The sequence below is a fragment of the Arthrobacter sp. NPDC055585 genome (assembly GCF_053619115.1).
The window spans coordinates 95,678-111,376 of sequence record NZ_JBSHIT010000005.1 but is presented as its reverse complement, the minus strand read 5'-3'; the positions used below and the strand labels follow the sequence as shown (position 1 = coordinate 111,376).

Here is a 15,699-nt window from a genome sequence, read left to right as displayed (position 1 = left end):
TTGAGGTCAAATCAGGAGTCGGGTTCCAGCAGACGGGCACCGCGGAAACCGCGGCCTGATGCGTCATCCGGGTTGACGAAGCTGCACTCGGCCAGGGACAGGCACCCGCAGCCGATGCACCCGCCCAGCCGGTCCCGCAGCGCTTCGAGCTGGCTTATCCGGTCATCCAGTTCCGTGCGCCATGCGGCGCTGAGCCTCCGCCAGTCTTCCTGGTCAGGGATCCCGTCCTCCGGCAGCTCGGCGAAGACGGAGGCAATATGGGAAAGCGGTATGCCTGCCCGCTGGGCAGCCCGGATTACCGCCACCCGGCGCAGGACTGAACGGTCAAAGCGGCGCTGATTGCCGCCGGTACGCCGGCTGCGAATCAGGCCCTGCCGCTCGTAGAAATGCAGCGCGGAAACGGCTACACCGCTGCGCTGGGCAACCTGCCCCACGGTGAGCTCTTCGAGGGCCCGGGGTTGACCATCCATGATGCGTTGCTGCCGCCTCTTCGTTCCGGACCGGCAGGAGTTCAGCCGGTTGCCGTGTCCATTAAACCAACTGGCGGTACGGCATGTCCGTAGCGGAAGAGGTTCTGCGGATCCCAGCCCGCCTTGGCGCTGCGCAGAAGCTCGTAGGCAGCCGGCTCCCATGCCCGGGCGCGGTCCAGCTCGTCACCGGCGGGACCGTGGAAGTTGATCAAGCTCCCCGCCGCGTAGGGCTCGAAGGCCACTGCCAGGCGGGCCACGGCTGACTCCACCTCATCCGGTGCAGGCAGGCCCGGAACCCCCAGAACAAACAGGTGGTACGCAGCGGTTCGGCCGGACACCGTGTCGGGGAAAGGGGGCTTCTGCGACAGCGCACCGCCGAGCAGCCGCAGCTCCAGCATGACCAGGGGTGTGCCGGAGCCGGGTCCCACCTGGCGCAGCAGCTCGGCAGCGGCGTCGTCGTCCAGGTCCGTCAGCAGCATGCCCCGCTCCATGGCAGGCGCCGGATCAGCGGGATCACTGTGCACGGCGTCCACGCCCAGATAATCCATGGGCCCGGCGGTGTCGCTGACCACGGGCAGCTGACGGAGCGGACTGAGCAGCGCCTCCCCCTCATCCTCGGTGCCGAACAGGGCAAAACGCAGAATTACCGGCGCGGTTCCGCGGATTTCAGGAGGCAGGAACGGCACATCCGGAAGATGCATCAATGCCAGCGACGCCGATGCCCCGCCGGGCAGGGACGGAGCCCACTGGCGGAAGACCTCCAGCACCTGGCCTGCTTCCTCCTCCGGGAAAACCAGCTGCCCGCCGTAGAAGTCCCCCAGCGGTACGGCCGCCATGCTCATGCTGGTTACGATCCCAAAGTTGCCCTTGCCGCCCCGCACGGCGGTGAACAGCTCCGGCTCGGTTTCCGGATCAACCCGGCGCAGGGTGCCGTCCGGGGTGACAACGTCAAAACTCCGCACGTGGTCTGAGGCGAACCCCAGAGTGCGTCCCATCAGCGGCAGGCCCCCGCCAACGGTGTAGCCGACCACTCCCACACGGGAACTGGAACCATGGGCGGCAGTCAGGCCGTTGGGGACCAGCTGCTCCAGCACTGTATTCCACCGCACGCCGGCACCCACCGTAAAGGTCCCGCTCTCCACATCCAGTTCAAAGTCCTGCAGCCTCGAGGTATTGATGAGCAGGCCCTCATCCATAGGGGCTGCGGCGTTGTGGCCGGTGGCCTGCACAGCCAGCGGAATCCCGCGCTCGGACGCCCACTGCACGGCGGTTTGGACGTCCACGGCGTCCAGCGCGCCCAGTGCGGCATCCGGATGATGGACCTGTGCCAGGTTAAATGCCGCTGTGTCCTGTGCATAGGAGCCCTCTCCGGGCTTTGATACAACCCCTCGGACGGCGCTGCGGAGCGAGTCGAGGTCAGGTTCTTGAATCATGGCGGAGCTCCCGGGAGTGAGAAATGAACCGGCCCGAGCACCGGGGAATTGCTCAATAGGGTAGGGCGCGGGCCGGGGTCCGCCAAGGGGTGCAGGCAAAGCACCGCTTGGCGGCCGGAGCGTGCGGATCAAAAGTCTGGAGATTCCCAGCCTGCTTGGTGTTCACTTGGTACATGAGAGCCATCTGGAAAGGTGCCATTGCGTTTGGGCTGGTCAACGTACCGGTCAAGGTGTACTCCGCCACCGAGGACCACGATGTCAGCCTGCACCAGGTGCACGAGAAGGACGGCGGCCGGATCCGGTATCAGCGCCGCTGTGAAATCTGCGGTGAAGTTGTGGAGTACAAGAACATTGCCAAGGCCTACGACGACGGCGAGCAGACAGTGGTGCTGACCGACGAGGATCTGGCGTCCCTCCCGGTGGAGAAGAGCAGGGAGATCGAGGTAGTGGAGTTTGTCCCCAGTGACCAGGTGGACCCCATCCTCTTCGACCGCACCTACTATCTGGAGCCGGATTCAAAGTCCACCAAGTCCTACGTGCTGCTGCGGCGGACCCTGGAGGAAACGGACCGGACCGCGATTGTGCAGTTTTCACTGCGCCAGAAGAGCCGGCTGGGTGCCCTGCGTGTCCGCGGCGACGTGCTGACTCTGCAGACCCTGCTCTGGGAGGACGAAGTTCGGGAGGCGGCTTTCCCGTCCCTTGAAGAGAGTGTGCGCATCTCTGCCAAGGAACTGGAGATGTCTTCGGCGCTGGTTGACTCCTTCAGCTCCGACTTTGATCCCTCCGGGTTCACCGACGAATACCAGGAACAGCTCCGCACCCTCATTGAGGCCAAGCTGGAAAAGGGCGAGGCCCTGGATACGGAACAGACCTTCGGCGAAGAGGCGGAGGAAGAAGGCGGGAAGGTCCTGGACCTGATGGAGGCGCTGCGCCGCAGCGTGGAGAAGAACCGGGGGCGGAAACCGTCCTCCGGGAAAACGAAGGACGAAGAAAAAGAAGAGCCAGCCAAGAAACCGGCGGCGAAGTCCTCCGGCCGTAAATCCAGGAAAGGCGCGTAGACAATGGGCGTTACCAGCTACTTCCGCGACCGCAGGGGACGGCAGACCGTTTTCCTGCCGCCGAATTTGCCCATGGTGGCCTGGGCCGGTCTGGGCACGGCCTCAGCCATGGCTCTGACCCCGCGGTACCGGGACCTGCTGCACCGGGCCAGCCAGGGCGCCATGATGTGGTGGGCCGCCGGCGAAACCTTCCGGGGCCGCAGCCCGTTCCGCCGTACGATCGGGGCTGCCACCCTGGTGCGTGCTCTGACCCGGTAGCCGGCCGGCGATCTGTCCGAACGGCTACTGCCGGTAGCCTTCGACCTCGCCGACAGGCCTGACCTCCGCCGCGTCCGGATTCTCACCGGCGTCGATCCGGGCACGCCGCTGGCGCAGGAGATCCCAGCATTGGTCCAGCTGTTCACCGATACTGCGCAGCTGTTCGGCGTGGGATTCGGCGCTGGCGCCCGGTCCGGCGCTGCGAAGGGATTGTTCCTGTTCGACCAGGCGTTCGATTTGTGCGTGGATTTGCTCTGAGTCCATTCCCCCACGCTAAGGCGCACGCAGCGCCTGCACCACCCGCAGCGGGCTAGTTCAGCAGGCCGCGGAGGTAGCCGGAGAACCCGGCAGGCGCGCGGCCGGTTGTCCGGCCGGAAGTCACCGCCCGGATCCAATCCGTGGCAGTCCAGGCCACACCTGCTGCCTTGATCCGGTGTGCCAGGTCCACGTCCTCCCCCGTAGTGCCCGGACGGAACCCGCCGGCAGCTGCGTAGGCCTCTGCCGAGAATCCAAGATTGGCGCCGTGGACGTAGGGGTGGCCCTCCGCCAGGGTGTGCTGTGCCTGCCACAGTCCCAGGTGGTCCGCCGTCAGGTCCCGGGCGTCCGGAACCACTGTGCCCAGCACCAGACCGTAGCCTGCTGCGGACAGCTCGGCCTGCATTTGCAGCCAGTTCGCCGGAACTATGGTGTCTGCATCGGTGTTCGCCAGCCACAAGGCACCCATTTCCAGAACCGCCGCAGCCCCTTCCGCCCGGACAGCGCCGACATTACCGGCCCGGGTCTCCAGCAGATGCAGCTCGAGTCCCAGCTCCAGGCCCGCCCCGGCGGCAGCGGCCGCAGAACCGTCGGTGCAGGAATCAAGGACCACAACCACGCTCACCCTGGCCGGCACAGCCAGGACCCGGACGGCTCCGGCAACGGAGGCCAGGCAGCGCGGCAGGAGGTCCTCTTCGTCCCGGGCAGGTATTACGACGCCGAAGTGGGCAGGCGTCAAAGCAGTCCCTCCCGGCGGGCCACGGATTCCGCCGGCCGCGGCACCAGGACATCAATGCGGAAATCTTCTTCCAGATGGGCGCTAAGCCGTTCCAGTCCGCTGCCCTGCAGAAAGGCGTCGTGGACGTCATCGCCGGTCAGCGGCCAGCCCTCATTGGGATGCCGCCAGTGGCAGAGCAGCAGCACCCCATCGGGTGAGAGGGATGCTGCTGTCCGGTCCACGGTCTCCCTCAGCTGCGCGGGCGTCAGGAAGTACCCGATCTCAGAGATGACCACCAGGTCGAAGACACCGCCGGGCCAGTTCGCGGGAATGCTGCCTTCAACAAGCTCGACGCCGGACGCAGGGCCAAGCCGCTGAGCGGCCAGTTCCAGCGCGCGGGCACTGATGTCCATGGCGGTTACGGATTCCGCGCGGCGGGCCAGCTCTGCAGTGAGCACACCGATGGAGCAGCCGGGCTCGAAGACACGGCCGAAGGTTTCCCGGGGAAGCATCGCCAGCGTCAGGGCCCGTTTGCGGTGTTCGTAGAAGCTCCCCTCGAAGTTCCAAGGATCCGTGGAACCGGCGTACAGGTCTTCGAAGACCTGCTGTGCGCTGCGAGGCACGCAGACGCAGAAAGACTCAAAGGGCCGTTCGAAGTGCGCCAGCACTTCGGTACCCAGGAGCACCTCGTCGCCGGGCAGATCGGAGAGCGGGTTCACCTGGCTGTGGTGGGCCGCCATAGCCGCCGCTTTGGCCTCTGCTGCACGGGCGCCGAGCGGAAAAATGTGCAGCGGGCCGGGAATGTCCCGGGGATCTCCCCAGTGCCAGAACCAGATTGGATATTCCAGCAGGGGAATACGTGCTGACTGGGCAAACGCGGCAGCCACTTCTCCGGCGGTGTCGTGATCAATGTGTCCGTCGCTTCGCCAGGGCGCGGCAACCCAGAGGGATCCAGAGCCGGAATCCGCAGTTTCCCGCAGCGCCTGCATGATTTCCTCACGGCAGCCGGCCAGTCCGCCGTCCGGCAGGCCCAGCAGCCGGACCCGTGCCTGCGGTGCCAGCGCCGCCACGGCGTCGCGCAGTTCCCGTTCCCGGATCTGAGCCAGTCGGCTGGGCGTATGGGTTTGTGAGTCCGGATGGGACGCTTCGCCGGCAGTTGCCACAATGACGTCGATGCTGGTTCCTGCGGCGGCAAGCGCAGCGATGAGGCCGCCGGCACCGAGGGTTTCATCGTCCGGATGCGCGGCAAGGACCAGCAGCCTATCCGGGACGCCGGGAAGCAGCCCTGCAAGCTCCGATGTACCTTCCAGTGCCTTGATCCAGAGCGCCTCGTCCTGGCTGGCGTCCCGGTGGGTGAAGCTCACCACGGATCTGTTTCCCGGGCCAGGAGCATTCCACCCAGGGCTGCATGGTCACGTTCACCGTGATGCTGGCGCACGTAGACCTGCAGGTCTGCAACGCGGCGGGCGTGCTCTTCTTCGGCGGTGAGCGGTCCCGGCCCCAGTCCGTGGGCGGCAGCGGCCAGGACCCGCTCCGCGGCGTCGGCTACGACGCCGCGGACCCGCTGGGCCAGCAGGGCACCGTTCACTCCGGCTGCCCGTCCGGCGTCAATGTCTGCGGCTGCCCCGGCCAGCACGCGCGCTGCCGACTGCAGGGCGAGATCCGCCGAGCCAATGAGCGCCTGGGCAATCTGGTCCGGTGTGCGCTGCCGGCTGGCCTGGAGCAGCCGCCGGGCAACAGCCACGGCACCTCCGTACCAGACCGCAGCGACGCCAATCCCGCCCCAGGCGAATCCGTCCCGTTCCAAGTACCAGTTGTCCCGACCCACCGGCGCCGCGGGCACGTCCGTGAAGTCAACAGGACCGCTGCTGACTGCGGCCAGTCCGCGGCTGATCCACAGGCCCTCGACCGGGAGGACACCGGGAGCGCGGAGGTCCACCGCGAAGGCACGCCGGTTTCCGTCCCCCGTGTGGGCAGTCACCACGGCGTAGTCCAGCTGGTCTGCCAGGGAGCACCAGGGCTTGCGGCCGGACAGCCGCCACCCGCCGTCGTGCAGCGTGGCTGTAAGCGCTGTTCCCGGCCCTTCAGCGGCGTAGACACCCCAGGTTCCGGAGGTGAAGTCCATGTCTTCAGCCCTGCCGTCCTCCGGCGCGAGCTGTGCTGCCTGCGCCAGGATGGCGCGCGCATCCAGATGCGGCTCAACCACCCGCGCGGCCGTCAGATCCGCTGCGCCCAGCGTAGCCAGCAGCTCAAGCAGGGCCAGGGTGCTGCCCGCTCCGGGCAGCGGCGCCGCGTCGGTGGCCGGCTTCAGGAGCAGCAGCGACGTAACTGCAGACCCGTCGGTTTCCAGTGCCAGGCCCATTACCTCAGAGAGGGCTTCCAGCTGCGCTGAAGGGGTGTCTGCGCTCAGCAGCACCGGGCCGCTCACGAGTTGCCGCCTGCACAGTTCGGTTCATGCTCAGCCGCAGCAGGCATAGGGTCTTGGGGGATCGACACTGGCCTTGCCTCCGTCCTGAATAAGGGTGCTTCCCAAATTACATGCTGTACGGCCAGGACGGGGAATGGCCGTAACAACTTCCGGGCAGCAGGAAAGGCGTGGCCGCCCCGGCCACGCCCGTTTCCCTGCCCGTATTAGTTCGGAATACTTCCCTCACCAGGGGATCCGCGGCTGGGGCCCCTGCTGGTGCTGCCGGAACGGTCAGACCCGAGAACAAAGCCGAGGATGATCATCACCGCAGCGAGGATCAGATGCAGCCAGTTGTCCGCCCAGTTGAAGGGAACAAAGTTGGCATCAGAGTTCAGCGGAATGATGAGTCCGTAAATGAACAGGAGCAGGTACAGGACGCCGGCACCGATGAGATAGGTGCGGGCGGACGAGTTGCTCCTGGCCATCCACAGGCCGGCAAACCCAAGCAGCATGTGGACGACGTTGTGGAGGATGGACACCTGGAAGAGGCCCAGCAGGGCGGCTTCCGAGCCATAGCCGGCGAAGTAGAGCGCGCCGTAGTTAGTGGTAATTCCCGGAATGAACCCGAGGACCCCAATGGCCAGGAAAACGATGCCGAAAACTATGGCGGCTATCTGGGCACTGGTTCTGTGGGCGGAAAGTCCTCGGCTGCTGCTTGCATAAGACATGGCCAACTCCTTATCTCCAAGGGAGAATGCTGGACTCCGGCCAGACGGAGGCCTTAAACCTACGCTTAAACTGTGGCACAGTCAGCACAGCATGGGAAGCATGCTTATCAACCGGCGGGCTAAGGACTGTTCGATCGGAATTCCCCCTTGACTCAGGGGCGCAGGGGCTATGGGCTGGAGGCCAGCCCCGAGGAAGGAAGCTCATGGAATCGCTTTGGCTCGACACCTCCCCGACCATCCCGGCAGACCCATTTGTGCCGGGTGGGTCCTATGACACGGTGGTGGTGGGCGCCGGACTGACAGGCCTGGCCACCGCCGTAATGCTGGCGCGCGGCGGGCAGCGGGTAGCCGTAATCGAGGCGCGCCGTACCGGCGCCGTGACCACCGGAAATACAACGGCCAAGATCTCCCTGCTGCAGGGAACGGTGCTCTCCGAAGTCGCCAGGCACCACGACGTCTCCACGGCCGCTGCCTATGTGGCAGCCAACCGGCGCGGACAGGAATGGCTGCTGCGCTTCTGTGACTCATCCGGAGTTGGCTATGAGACCCGTGATGCGTGGACCTACGCCGTCACCCCGGACGGCGCTGCAGCCCTCGCCGAGGAGCGCGACGCCTGCCGCGCCGCAGGCCTTGAAGTGCACAGCACTACGGAAACCGAACTTCCGTTCCAGGTCCAGGCCGCCTTGAGGCTGCCGGACCAGGCACAGTTCCATCCGCTGCAGGCCCTTTCCGCCTTGGCGGCCGAGCTGCGCTCCCTCTCCGGAGTGCTTTTCGAAGGCGTGCGGGTCACGGAAGTCCACCACACCGATGCCGGGAAAGTGCGGGTGGTGACCTCTCCCGGAGACCTTGAAGCCTCCTCGGTGGTACTGGCCACTGGAATCCCGATCCTTGACCGCGGGGGCTACTTCGCAGTGGTCAAACCCATGCGGTCCTACGCCAGCGCGTTTCCCGTCACCGGAGATGTCCCGGAAGGCATGTACCTCTCGGCGGACTCCCCCTCGCGTTCACTGCGCACGGCGGAGGTCAACGGCACCAGGTACCTTCTGGCCGGCGGCAACGGTCATCCGGTGGGACGCGCTTCCCACACCAGGGACCGCGTGAACGGCCTGCACGAATGGACCCGGCAGAACTTTGCCGTGGATCAGGCAAGGTACGGCTGGTCCGCGCAGGACTATTCCCCGGCGTCGTCAGTTCCCTACGTGGGCGAACTGCCGCTGCTGGGCAGGAACATCTATGCCGCCACGGGGTTCAACAAATGGGGAATGACCAACGGCGTTGCCGCAGCGCTGTCCCTGGCAGCGGGAATTCTGGGCCACGCGGACCAGGATGCGGCGCTTTACAAGGCCAGGATCAGCGTTCCGGATGCCATGACCACTGTGAAGGACAACGCAGAGGTGGGCCTGCAGATGATCAGCGGATGGGCCGGAGGACTATCCCGGACAACCGGAACCGAGCCGCCGGAAGGACTCGGGATGGTGGTGCGGGAGGGCGGCTCCCCCGTGGCCGTCTGCACCGTAAACGGGGTGACCACACGCCGGTCGGCGATCTGCCCTCATCTCCACGGCATCCTGGCGTGGAACGACGCCGAGGCATCCTGGGACTGCCCGCTGCACGGCTCGCGCTTCAGTGCGGACGGCGAAGTGCTGGAGGGACCGGCAGTGAAAGGACTGGATCCGGCCTAGGGAACACAAAAGCCCGGCGTCTCTCCGCGGAGAGACGCCGGGCTTTATGCCGTTCCAGGCGGAACCGCAGGCTAGACGCCTGCGGCCCGGGGTCCGCCTGACTCGGGATCATCGAGGGAAGGGTCGGCCGTTGGGGCGGCCTTCAGTCCCGCGCCGGTGTCAGCTGTTGGGGCAGCGTCCACGTTTCCGCGCCAGGATCCGGTCTCCGAACCCTGGGTCTCAATGAATTCCTTGAACCGCTTGAGGTCGCCCTTGACGCGGTGGTCGTCTGCACCGACTACGGACCCAACCTTCTCGGCGAAGGTTTCCGGGTCCCAGTCCAGCTGGACACTGACCCGGGTCTCCGTGGCGCTGAGGCGGTGGAAGGTCACCACACCCGCCTGTGACTTGCCGTCGGTGCTCTTCCAGGCAACGCGCTCATCGGGGTGCTGCTCGGTGATCTTCGTGTCGAAGGTCCGCTCAACTCCGCCGATTTTGGTGACCCAGCGGGATTCCGTGTCAGAGAGCTGGGTGACGGACTCGACACCCTTCATGAAATGGGGGAAGGATTCGAACTGCGTCCACTGGTTGTAGGCAGTGGTGACGGGTACTGCAACGTCAATCGACTCTTCTACGGTGCTCATACTGTCCCTTCGGTCGCGGATTGCGCTGTTCCTCGCGGAACGAACCTCCGATAGTAAGGGGGCTTATTACCCTCTGCCCCCACGGTAACGAAGTGGACAACAGATCACAAGCTGAAGGTAAGCTTACTTATATCGAGCCTCCGCGGACGGATTTCCGCGGAATCGTTACAGTCTTGGTTCGTCAACACAGGAGGAACAATGAAGGCATCACAGCAGCTGACCACCAACCTGCAGTCCGTACTGGTAAACCTGATCGAACTGCATTTGCAGGGTAAGCAGGCGCACTGGAACGTGGTGGGCAAGAACTTCCGCGACCTCCATCTCCAGCTGGACGAGATCATTGACGACGCACGCCTCTTCGCAGACGAGCTCGCCGAGCGCATGCGCGCCCTGCAGGCAGTGCCGGACGGCCGCAGCACCGCCGTCGCTGAAGGCACATCCCTTCCGCCCTTCCCGGCCGGTCTCGTGGATACCAAGGACACCGTGACCCTGGTGGTGGGCCTGCTCCGCGGCACCGTCCAGACCATGCGCGATGTCCACGACCAGGTTGACGAGGAAGACCCCACGACGGCGGACATCCTGCACGGATTCATCGGCAAACTGGAACAGTACGCCTGGATGGTTGACGCCGAGAACCTGCAGCCGACTGCCAGCGTGGTAACCCCGGAAGGCGCCGACAAGGGCGCCACCACCTAGGAATTCCCCGGCGTCACTCCCGGCGCAGGATCGCGTCCTCCACTTCGAGGAGCAGATCCGCCATCCGGGCCCTGGCCGCAGCGGGATCCATGGCTGCGACGGCTGCTGCGACGGCCTCATGTTCGTCCAGTGCTTCCGGCCGGGGCCCGGAGGGCATGAGGTTCTGCCGGCTCCGGCCGGACAGGACCTCGGCGACTACATCGCTGAGCGCAGCGAACATCTCATTTCCGCTGGCCTGGAGCAGCAGGGTGTGAAACGCAATGTCCGCCGCCAGGAATGCCTCCGGGTCTGCTGCAGCCTCCCGCATCCGGCCTGCAAGCAGGACCAGCCGTCCACGCTCGTCCGCAGAGGCGCGGCGGGCAGCTCCGGCAGCCGCCAGGGGTTCGACGGCGATGCGCAGTTCAGTCAGCGATTCGAACTGAGCGCTTCTCCCGGGTCCGGAAAGCCGCCAGCGGATGACCCGGGGATCGTAAACGTTCCAGCGCGGGGAATCCTGGACCACCAGCCCGATCCGGCGCTTCGAATACACCAGATTCATGGCTTCCAGGATTTGCATGCAGTCACGGACCACCGTCCGGGAGACACCGAACTTCTCCTGCAGACCCTCCAGGGTGAGGCGGCTGCCGGGGCGGATGGCTCCGGTGGCTATATCCCGGCCAACTATTTCGATGATCCTGTTGTTCATCACTTCAGCGGCAGGGCGGTCCTGCTCAACAACTTCTCTGTCCTGCAAGGCACGTCCTTCACGTTGCATCAGGGGCTTAGCCCGTTGCCCCCAGCGTAACTCCGCACACAGCCGGCCACCAGCCTATGGTGATACCTTTGAGGTCCAGCGAAGGGCCTGCACGTCTTCGCTCGACAACGGCGTCCTGAGGAGCAGTACTTGAACCATGTGCCCCGCCATCTAGTCATCATGGGCGCTGCCGGCTCCGGCAAGACAACCGTCACCACCACCCTCTCCGAACACCTGGGCTGGATCGCCGCGGAAGCTGACGAGTTCCATTCCCCCGCCAGCATTGCAGCCATGACCGCCGGGGTACCCCTCACAGATGAAGACCGCTGGCCCTGGCTTGAGTCAATCCGCGGCTGGATGAGTACCCAGGCGCAGAACGGACGCTCAACGATCGTGGCCTGCTCCGCGCTGAAGCGCAGCTACCGCGATGTCCTTTCCAGCGCCGAGGGACGGGTTCAGTTCGTTCACCTGGACGGTGCGTCAGATGTGCTTGCCGAGCGGATGGAAACCCGCCGCGGACACTACATGCCGGTATCGCTGCTGCCCTCCCAGCTGGAAGCCCTTGAGCCCTTGGATGAGGACGAAGACGGGCTCACCGTGGACTTTCTCGAGGCCCCGGGCCACATCTCCGCCCAGATACTCCAGGGCCTTCTGCTCGCTGGTTCATAAACCGTCCAGGCCCGCCCGCCCGCGATGTCAGAGGCAGCTGGAAGTATTAGGGGCATGCCGGGTAACCGGTTTTTATGTGGACTGCCCGGAAGGAAAAGCAAGACACCATGATGGGTGGCCATCACGCCGCGAGCGGCGCAGCGGCATGGGTAGCCGTAGCCTCAACTGCCCCCTACGCACTGGGCCTGTATCCGGTGAGTCCCCTCGGCGTCGTCAGCGGAGCACTGCTGACTGCCGGGGCCGCACTCCTGCCGGATCTGGACCACCACAGCGGAACCATCGCCAACTCCCTGCCCCCGGTGACCAGGATTCTGGCCAGGATTACAGAGCGGATCAGCGGCGGCCACCGGCGCGGCACGCATTCCCTCCTGGGGCTGGCCGTGTTTGTGGCTCTGGCCGGCGCCCTGGGCGAGCTGACCACCGAGGTGGGCGGGTTCGGCACCGTTGAGGTCGGCGCGGGACTGCTGTCCGTCCTGCTGATGGGCTTTGCTCTTAAGGCGCTGAAAATTGCGGGAGGCGCCGGCCGCAGCTGGCTGCTCGCCGTCCTGCTCTCGCTGTTCATCGCACTGTACGCACCTGAAAACAACGGCTGGCTTCCGCTGGCGGTGGGGCTGGGAGTTGCAGTCCACATCGTCGGTGACCTGCTGACCCATCAGGGGGTGATGATCCTGTGGCCGCTGCGGATCAAGCGGCCCCGAAGGATTGCCTCCATGCCCCTAGTAGCCAAGCTCTGGAAAACCAGCGGGTGCCTGTCCGTTCCGATCATTGGGCGGGCCGGGTCCTGGCGGGAATGGGCCATTATGGTGCCGGTGTCCGTCTACGCGATCTATGGCGTCATCGAGGCGGGGTTCTACGCACTGCGCGGCTGGCTGACTTAGCCGCAGCACCCTGGCTGGTTATCCCCGGCCCTTTCCCGGCTTGCGCCGGGAGGTCTTGCCGGCACCGGGCTTTCCCGGCTTTCCGTGGGAAGCCCTGCCGCGGACGGGTTTTACTGCCCCTTTTCCTGCGCCGGTCCTGGTGCCTGCGGGCTGGCCCGGAGCCTTCCGGACCTTCTTGGCAGGCTCACCCTGGGCCGATGGCTGCCTGGAGCTGTTGGCCGTACGTCCGCGGACAATGCCGATGAATTCCTCGACGTCCGGGTCCACAGTGCTCTGCAGCCATGCCACTGCTATCCGGGTTCCAGCGACGCCGTGGACGGGGCGGGTCAGGACGTCCCGCCGGGAGTGGATCCGGGCTACGGACATGGGCAGGATCAGCAGTCCGGCACCGGACGCCACAACTTCCAGTCCGGTTGCTGCGGTTCCCAGCTCCGCCGGGTCCATGACGTTTTCGCCCGCCAGATCTGATGCCTCAACCTCTTCGAAGGCGGAAAGTGGATGATCCTTGGGTGCTGCCACAACCGGCTGCTCGCGGTACAGCGGGATCGCATGCAGGTCCTCAGGCCGTTCATAACCGTCCTCAGGGATACGCAGAAAGACCAGGTCCGCTGCACCGCTGCGGAGGTCTTCCAGCGCCTGTTCCTCGTCAACCTGCACCGGCTGAAGGGCGCGGCCGCGGCGGTCATTCCACCGGGCTATCCATTTTCCCGGCGTGACACCCGGAACATAGGAGATTTTCAGCGGAGGAACTGCCGGCTGGACCGGCTGCGGGGACTCTTGGGACACCTGTTCACAGTAGCCCACCCGCTGCTTCGCGGGGCGGCGGATACCCTTGAACTATGACCCCCGAAAAATCTTCCCAGTCCATGAAGCCTGCGACGGCTGCCAAGAAGCTGGGCATCTACCTTCCCGCTGCTCCGCAGGAGTTCCAGGACAACCCCGTAACCCGGGCCCAGCTTGATGAGATGCAGACCAATCCACCCGAGTGGCTTGCTGAACTTCGGCGCAACGGGCCCCACCCCCGCCCGGTGGTTGCCCAGAAGCTGAACATCTCCATTGGCGGGCTTGCCCGCGGCGGCATCACTGATCCGCTGACCACCGCTCAGATCAGCGAGCTTCTGGCAGCACCGCCCGCATGGCTGGTTGCAGAGCGCGCCAGCTTCGCTGCAGTCCGCGCCGAGAACCAGCGTGTCAAGCAGGAAGCGGCCAAGAAACCGCGCAGCTAACCGGACCTGGCCGGTCCGGTCCCCGGCAGAACCATCCTCTTCTGTGACACGGAAGAGCTCTGCCGGCTCCGGACCGCCGGACTCAGGGCATAAAAAAATCACCCCGGCCTTTTGACCGGGGTGATTCTCTATTTGTGCGCGAGGGGGGATTTGAACCCCCACGCCCTTTCGGACACTGGCACCTGAAGCCAGCGCGTCTGCCGTTCCGCCACTCGCGCAAAGTGATCTCCCTCGGTTCCGGATGCGCATTCCCTCACATCGAAGTGTGAGATTCGCATCCCGATTCCTCGGGACAGCAGAATCAAGCATACCGGCATTTTCTCGAAACACCTAAACGGCCATCCGGCACCCCGAATACACCGGCTGGACAGGCATTGAATCCCCGCCTGTCCACGCTCCTCCGGCGGCTGGAACGCCCCATCCGAGAGCATGTCCGGCGGCTTCCGGCACGGCAGCGGACCGCCCGGATTGGTCCGGGAACACCGCTAGGGTGTTAAGACAATTGCGATCGGACCCCAGTAGTATCGGAATGGACACAGCCTGCCCGGGCCACATCCGGCCTGCTGTCCGAAAGGAAATCAGGCTGCACACAGGTGCAGGGCAAGGCCAGGGAAGTTCCAAGAACAGGGAAGGAGGCGGAGATGGGCCTACTCGACAACGTTGAACGCGGTATTGAGCGAATGGTCCGCGGTGCCTTTTCCAGCGGGTCCTCCGGCCGCGTTGAACCCCTTGAACTGGCCATTGCGCTCCGCCGGGAACTGGACGAAAAGTCCATGACCCTGGGACAGGGACGGACTCTGGCGCCCAATGTCTTTACCGCACGCCTTTCCGATGATGACTTTGCCCGGGCCCAGGAATGGGGAGCACCGCTCGCTGAAGAGCTGTGCGACGTCGTCATCAAGCACGCGCGGAGCCAGTCCTACACCCTTCAGGGCGCCGTCCGCGTCTCCTTCACCCGCGACTCCTCACTGAAACCGGGTTCGCTGGAGATCGATTCCGCCACGGAAAAATCCCGGACCTCCGGTACCCGCACCCCGCAACCGCCTGCACCGCGCCAGAGCCCGTCGCGCATGCAGCCGGTTCTGGACATCGACGGCCAGCGGTATTCCCTGAATGCATCTTCGGTTGTGCTTGGCCGTTCCTCCGAGGCGGACATCCTCGTCGACGACACCGGAGTCTCCCGGCGGCACCTGGAAATCCGGACCGACGGCGGCACTGTGCGCGCGGTCGATCTTGGCTCCACAAACGGCAGCTACGTCAACGGCCAGAAAGTCCAGGGGGAAACCATTCTTACTGACGGCTCCACTATTGCCATGGGCAGGACGCGCATAGTCTTCCGTCTGCTGCCGGTTCGCTCCGGGGGTCGCTGATGGACGGCTCCCTGACCCTGACGCTGCTGCGCTACGGCTTCCTGATCCTGCTTTGGGCCATGGTCCTTGGTGTAGTGGGCGCCATCCGCCGGGACCTGGTTCTGGGTGCGCGCAACCGCACGGGCACGCCGACGGCGCGGCAGGTGCGGAAGAACCCGGCACTGGAACGCGAAACTCCGCAGCCCGCCAAGGTGCAGGCCCGGCAGATGGTGGTCACTGAAGGCCCGCTGCGCGGCACCACTCTTGACCTGGCTTCCAGTCCCATCCTGCTGGGACGGGCACAGGAAGCAACCCTGGTCCTTGAGGATGACTACGCTTCCGGCCGCCATGCCCGGCTCTTCCCGCAGGGCAGCCGCTGGTTCATTGAGGACCTCGGATCCACAAACGGCACCTTCCTCGGCGGTTCCCAGCTCACCCGCGCTCAGCCCGTTGACCCGGGGGTGCCGATCCGAATCGGCAAAACAGTCATTGAATTGAGGCCTTAGCAGTGGCCTT

Annotated in this window: 18 protein-coding genes, 1 tRNA gene and 1 pseudogene; 9 read left to right on the top strand and 11 right to left on the bottom strand. The window is 65.3% G+C overall.

What is annotated here, in order from left to right:
* Window positions 1–11 precede the first annotated feature (11 nt).
* Window positions 12–470, bottom strand: coding sequence for a redox-sensitive transcriptional activator SoxR (gene soxR / locus ACWGQ2_RS10265; protein ID WP_452016881.1), 459 nt, complete (start codon window positions 468–470; stop codon window positions 12–14).
* Between the two features lie 41 nt (window positions 471–511).
* Window positions 512–1,903 carry an FAD-binding oxidoreductase gene (locus ACWGQ2_RS10260; RefSeq protein ID WP_452016879.1) on the bottom strand — a complete coding sequence of 464 codons (1,392 nt, stop codon included), beginning with the start codon at window positions 1,901–1,903 and terminating at the stop codon, window positions 512–514.
* 173 nt (window positions 1,904–2,076) lie between these two features.
* Between ACWGQ2_RS10260 and ku the strand changes: the two genes are divergently transcribed.
* Together ku and ACWGQ2_RS10250 are read left to right on the top strand one after the other, a co-directional pair.
* Window positions 2,077–2,961 (top strand): non-homologous end joining protein Ku, encoded by an 885-nt coding sequence (gene ku, locus ACWGQ2_RS10255; protein ID WP_452016877.1) that lies wholly within the window; start codon window positions 2,077–2,079, stop codon window positions 2,959–2,961.
* A gap of 3 nt (window positions 2,962–2,964) precedes the next feature.
* The gene (locus tag ACWGQ2_RS10250) at window positions 2,965–3,219 is read left to right on the top strand and encodes a hypothetical protein (RefSeq protein WP_452016875.1); all 255 of its coding nucleotides are present in this window, start codon (window positions 2,965–2,967) and stop codon (window positions 3,217–3,219) included.
* Between the two features lie 24 nt (window positions 3,220–3,243).
* Here ACWGQ2_RS10250 and ACWGQ2_RS10245 read toward each other — a convergent pair whose 3' ends face one another.
* The 5 genes from ACWGQ2_RS10245 to ACWGQ2_RS10225 all read right to left on the bottom strand — a co-directional run bounded on the left by ACWGQ2_RS10245 (window position 3,244) and on the right by ACWGQ2_RS10225 (window position 7,327).
* Window positions 3,244–3,483: a DUF2630 family protein gene (locus ACWGQ2_RS10245; RefSeq protein ID WP_452016873.1), complete on the bottom strand. Its 240-nt coding sequence runs from the start codon at window positions 3,481–3,483 to the stop codon at window positions 3,244–3,246.
* A gap of 46 nt (window positions 3,484–3,529) precedes the next feature.
* Window positions 3,530–4,213, bottom strand: coding sequence for a glycosyltransferase (locus ACWGQ2_RS10240; protein ID WP_452016871.1), 684 nt, complete (start codon window positions 4,211–4,213; stop codon window positions 3,530–3,532).
* Entirely contained in the window at window positions 4,210–5,556 is a 1,347-nt protein-coding gene (locus ACWGQ2_RS10235) for a PIG-L family deacetylase (RefSeq protein ID WP_452016869.1), read from the bottom strand. The genes ACWGQ2_RS10240 and ACWGQ2_RS10235 overlap by 4 nt, the downstream gene beginning before the upstream one ends.
* Window positions 5,553–6,620, bottom strand: coding sequence for an acyl-CoA dehydrogenase (locus tag ACWGQ2_RS10230; protein ID WP_452016867.1), 1,068 nt, complete (start codon window positions 6,618–6,620; stop codon window positions 5,553–5,555). The genes ACWGQ2_RS10235 and ACWGQ2_RS10230 overlap by 4 nt, the downstream gene beginning before the upstream one ends.
* Before the next feature lie 203 nt (window positions 6,621–6,823).
* Window positions 6,824–7,327: a DUF4383 domain-containing protein gene (locus ACWGQ2_RS10225; RefSeq protein ID WP_452016865.1), complete on the bottom strand. Its 504-nt coding sequence runs from the start codon at window positions 7,325–7,327 to the stop codon at window positions 6,824–6,826.
* 203 nt (window positions 7,328–7,530) lie between these two features.
* Between ACWGQ2_RS10225 and ACWGQ2_RS10220 the strand changes: the two genes are divergently transcribed.
* A complete protein-coding gene (locus ACWGQ2_RS10220) occupies window positions 7,531–9,009 on the top strand; it encodes an FAD-dependent oxidoreductase (RefSeq protein WP_452016863.1) in 1,479 nt (492 codons plus the stop codon).
* A gap of 173 nt (window positions 9,010–9,182) precedes the next feature.
* Here the strand turns inward: ACWGQ2_RS10220 and ACWGQ2_RS10215 are convergent.
* Window positions 9,183–9,632, bottom strand: a pseudogene (locus ACWGQ2_RS10215) (SRPBCC family protein); the annotation flags it as partial.
* A 198-nt stretch (window positions 9,633–9,830) separates the two neighbouring features.
* Between ACWGQ2_RS10215 and ACWGQ2_RS10210 the strand changes: the two are divergent.
* Window positions 9,831–10,328, top strand: coding sequence for a Dps family protein (locus ACWGQ2_RS10210; protein ID WP_452016861.1), 498 nt, complete (start codon window positions 9,831–9,833; stop codon window positions 10,326–10,328).
* A gap of 13 nt (window positions 10,329–10,341) precedes the next feature.
* On the opposite strand, the gene ACWGQ2_RS10205 is transcribed toward ACWGQ2_RS10210, so the two are convergent.
* The gene (locus ACWGQ2_RS10205; RefSeq protein WP_452016859.1) at window positions 10,342–11,061 is read right to left on the bottom strand and encodes a FadR/GntR family transcriptional regulator; all 720 of its coding nucleotides are present in this window, start codon (window positions 11,059–11,061) and stop codon (window positions 10,342–10,344) included.
* 159 nt (window positions 11,062–11,220) lie between these two features.
* On the opposite strand from ACWGQ2_RS10205, the gene ACWGQ2_RS10200 reads away from it, so the two are divergent.
* Both ACWGQ2_RS10200 and ACWGQ2_RS10195 read left to right on the top strand, forming a co-directional pair.
* Window positions 11,221–11,730, top strand: coding sequence for a gluconokinase (locus ACWGQ2_RS10200; protein WP_452017235.1), 510 nt, complete (start codon window positions 11,221–11,223; stop codon window positions 11,728–11,730).
* A gap of 107 nt (window positions 11,731–11,837) precedes the next feature.
* A complete protein-coding gene (locus ACWGQ2_RS10195) occupies window positions 11,838–12,608 on the top strand; it encodes a metal-dependent hydrolase (protein ID WP_452016857.1) in 771 nt (256 codons plus the stop codon).
* Window positions 12,609–12,626: 18 nt separating this feature from the next.
* Here the strand turns inward: ACWGQ2_RS10195 and ACWGQ2_RS10190 are convergent, their stop codons facing one another.
* On the bottom strand, window positions 12,627–13,394 hold the full coding sequence (locus ACWGQ2_RS10190; protein WP_452016856.1) for a LysR substrate-binding domain-containing protein: 768 nt from the start codon (window positions 13,392–13,394) through the stop codon (window positions 12,627–12,629).
* 80 nt (window positions 13,395–13,474) lie between these two features.
* Between ACWGQ2_RS10190 and ACWGQ2_RS10185 the strand changes: the two genes are divergently transcribed.
* The gene (locus tag ACWGQ2_RS10185) at window positions 13,475–13,834 is read left to right on the top strand and encodes a DUF5997 family protein (protein WP_452017233.1); all 360 of its coding nucleotides are present in this window, start codon (window positions 13,475–13,477) and stop codon (window positions 13,832–13,834) included.
* Window positions 13,835–13,969: 135 nt separating this feature from the next.
* Here the strand turns inward: ACWGQ2_RS10185 and ACWGQ2_RS10180 are convergent.
* A tRNA-Leu gene (locus tag ACWGQ2_RS10180) sits at window positions 13,970–14,052 on the bottom strand.
* A gap of 423 nt (window positions 14,053–14,475) precedes the next feature.
* On the opposite strand from ACWGQ2_RS10180, the gene ACWGQ2_RS10175 reads away from it, so the two are divergent.
* Together ACWGQ2_RS10175 and ACWGQ2_RS10170 are read left to right on the top strand one after the other, a co-directional pair.
* A complete protein-coding gene (locus ACWGQ2_RS10175) occupies window positions 14,476–15,204 on the top strand; it encodes an FhaA domain-containing protein (RefSeq protein ID WP_452016854.1) in 729 nt (242 codons plus the stop codon).
* Window positions 15,204–15,689, top strand: coding sequence for an FHA domain-containing protein FhaB/FipA (locus ACWGQ2_RS10170; protein WP_452016852.1), 486 nt, complete (start codon window positions 15,204–15,206; stop codon window positions 15,687–15,689). The genes ACWGQ2_RS10175 and ACWGQ2_RS10170 overlap by 1 nt, the downstream gene beginning before the upstream one ends.
* Window positions 15,690–15,699: the final 10 nt, after the last annotated feature.

Coding starts and splice junctions, on each gene's coding strand:
- ACWGQ2_RS10260 (WP_452016879.1), bottom strand. CDS start 1,903: ATGATTCAAGAACCTGACCTCGACTCGCTCCGCAGCGCCGTCCGAGGG.
- ACWGQ2_RS10175 (WP_452016854.1), top strand. CDS start 14,476: ATGGGCCTACTCGACAACGTTGAACGCGGTATTGAGCGAATGGTCCGC.
- ACWGQ2_RS10210 (WP_452016861.1), top strand. CDS start 9,831: ATGAAGGCATCACAGCAGCTGACCACCAACCTGCAGTCCGTACTGGTA.
- ACWGQ2_RS10170 (WP_452016852.1), top strand. CDS start 15,204: ATGGACGGCTCCCTGACCCTGACGCTGCTGCGCTACGGCTTCCTGATC.
- ACWGQ2_RS10195 (WP_452016857.1), top strand. CDS start 11,838: ATGATGGGTGGCCATCACGCCGCGAGCGGCGCAGCGGCATGGGTAGCC.
- ACWGQ2_RS10220 (WP_452016863.1), top strand. CDS start 7,531: ATGGAATCGCTTTGGCTCGACACCTCCCCGACCATCCCGGCAGACCCA.
- ACWGQ2_RS10225 (WP_452016865.1), bottom strand. CDS start 7,327: ATGTCTTATGCAAGCAGCAGCCGAGGACTTTCCGCCCACAGAACCAGT.
- ACWGQ2_RS10250 (WP_452016875.1), top strand. CDS start 2,965: ATGGGCGTTACCAGCTACTTCCGCGACCGCAGGGGACGGCAGACCGTT.
- ACWGQ2_RS10185 (WP_452017233.1), top strand. CDS start 13,475: ATGAAGCCTGCGACGGCTGCCAAGAAGCTGGGCATCTACCTTCCCGCT.
- ku (WP_452016877.1), top strand. CDS start 2,077: ATGAGAGCCATCTGGAAAGGTGCCATTGCGTTTGGGCTGGTCAACGTA.
- ACWGQ2_RS10245 (WP_452016873.1), bottom strand. CDS start 3,483: ATGGACTCAGAGCAAATCCACGCACAAATCGAACGCCTGGTCGAACAG.
- soxR (WP_452016881.1), bottom strand. CDS start 470: ATGGATGGTCAACCCCGGGCCCTCGAAGAGCTCACCGTGGGGCAGGTT.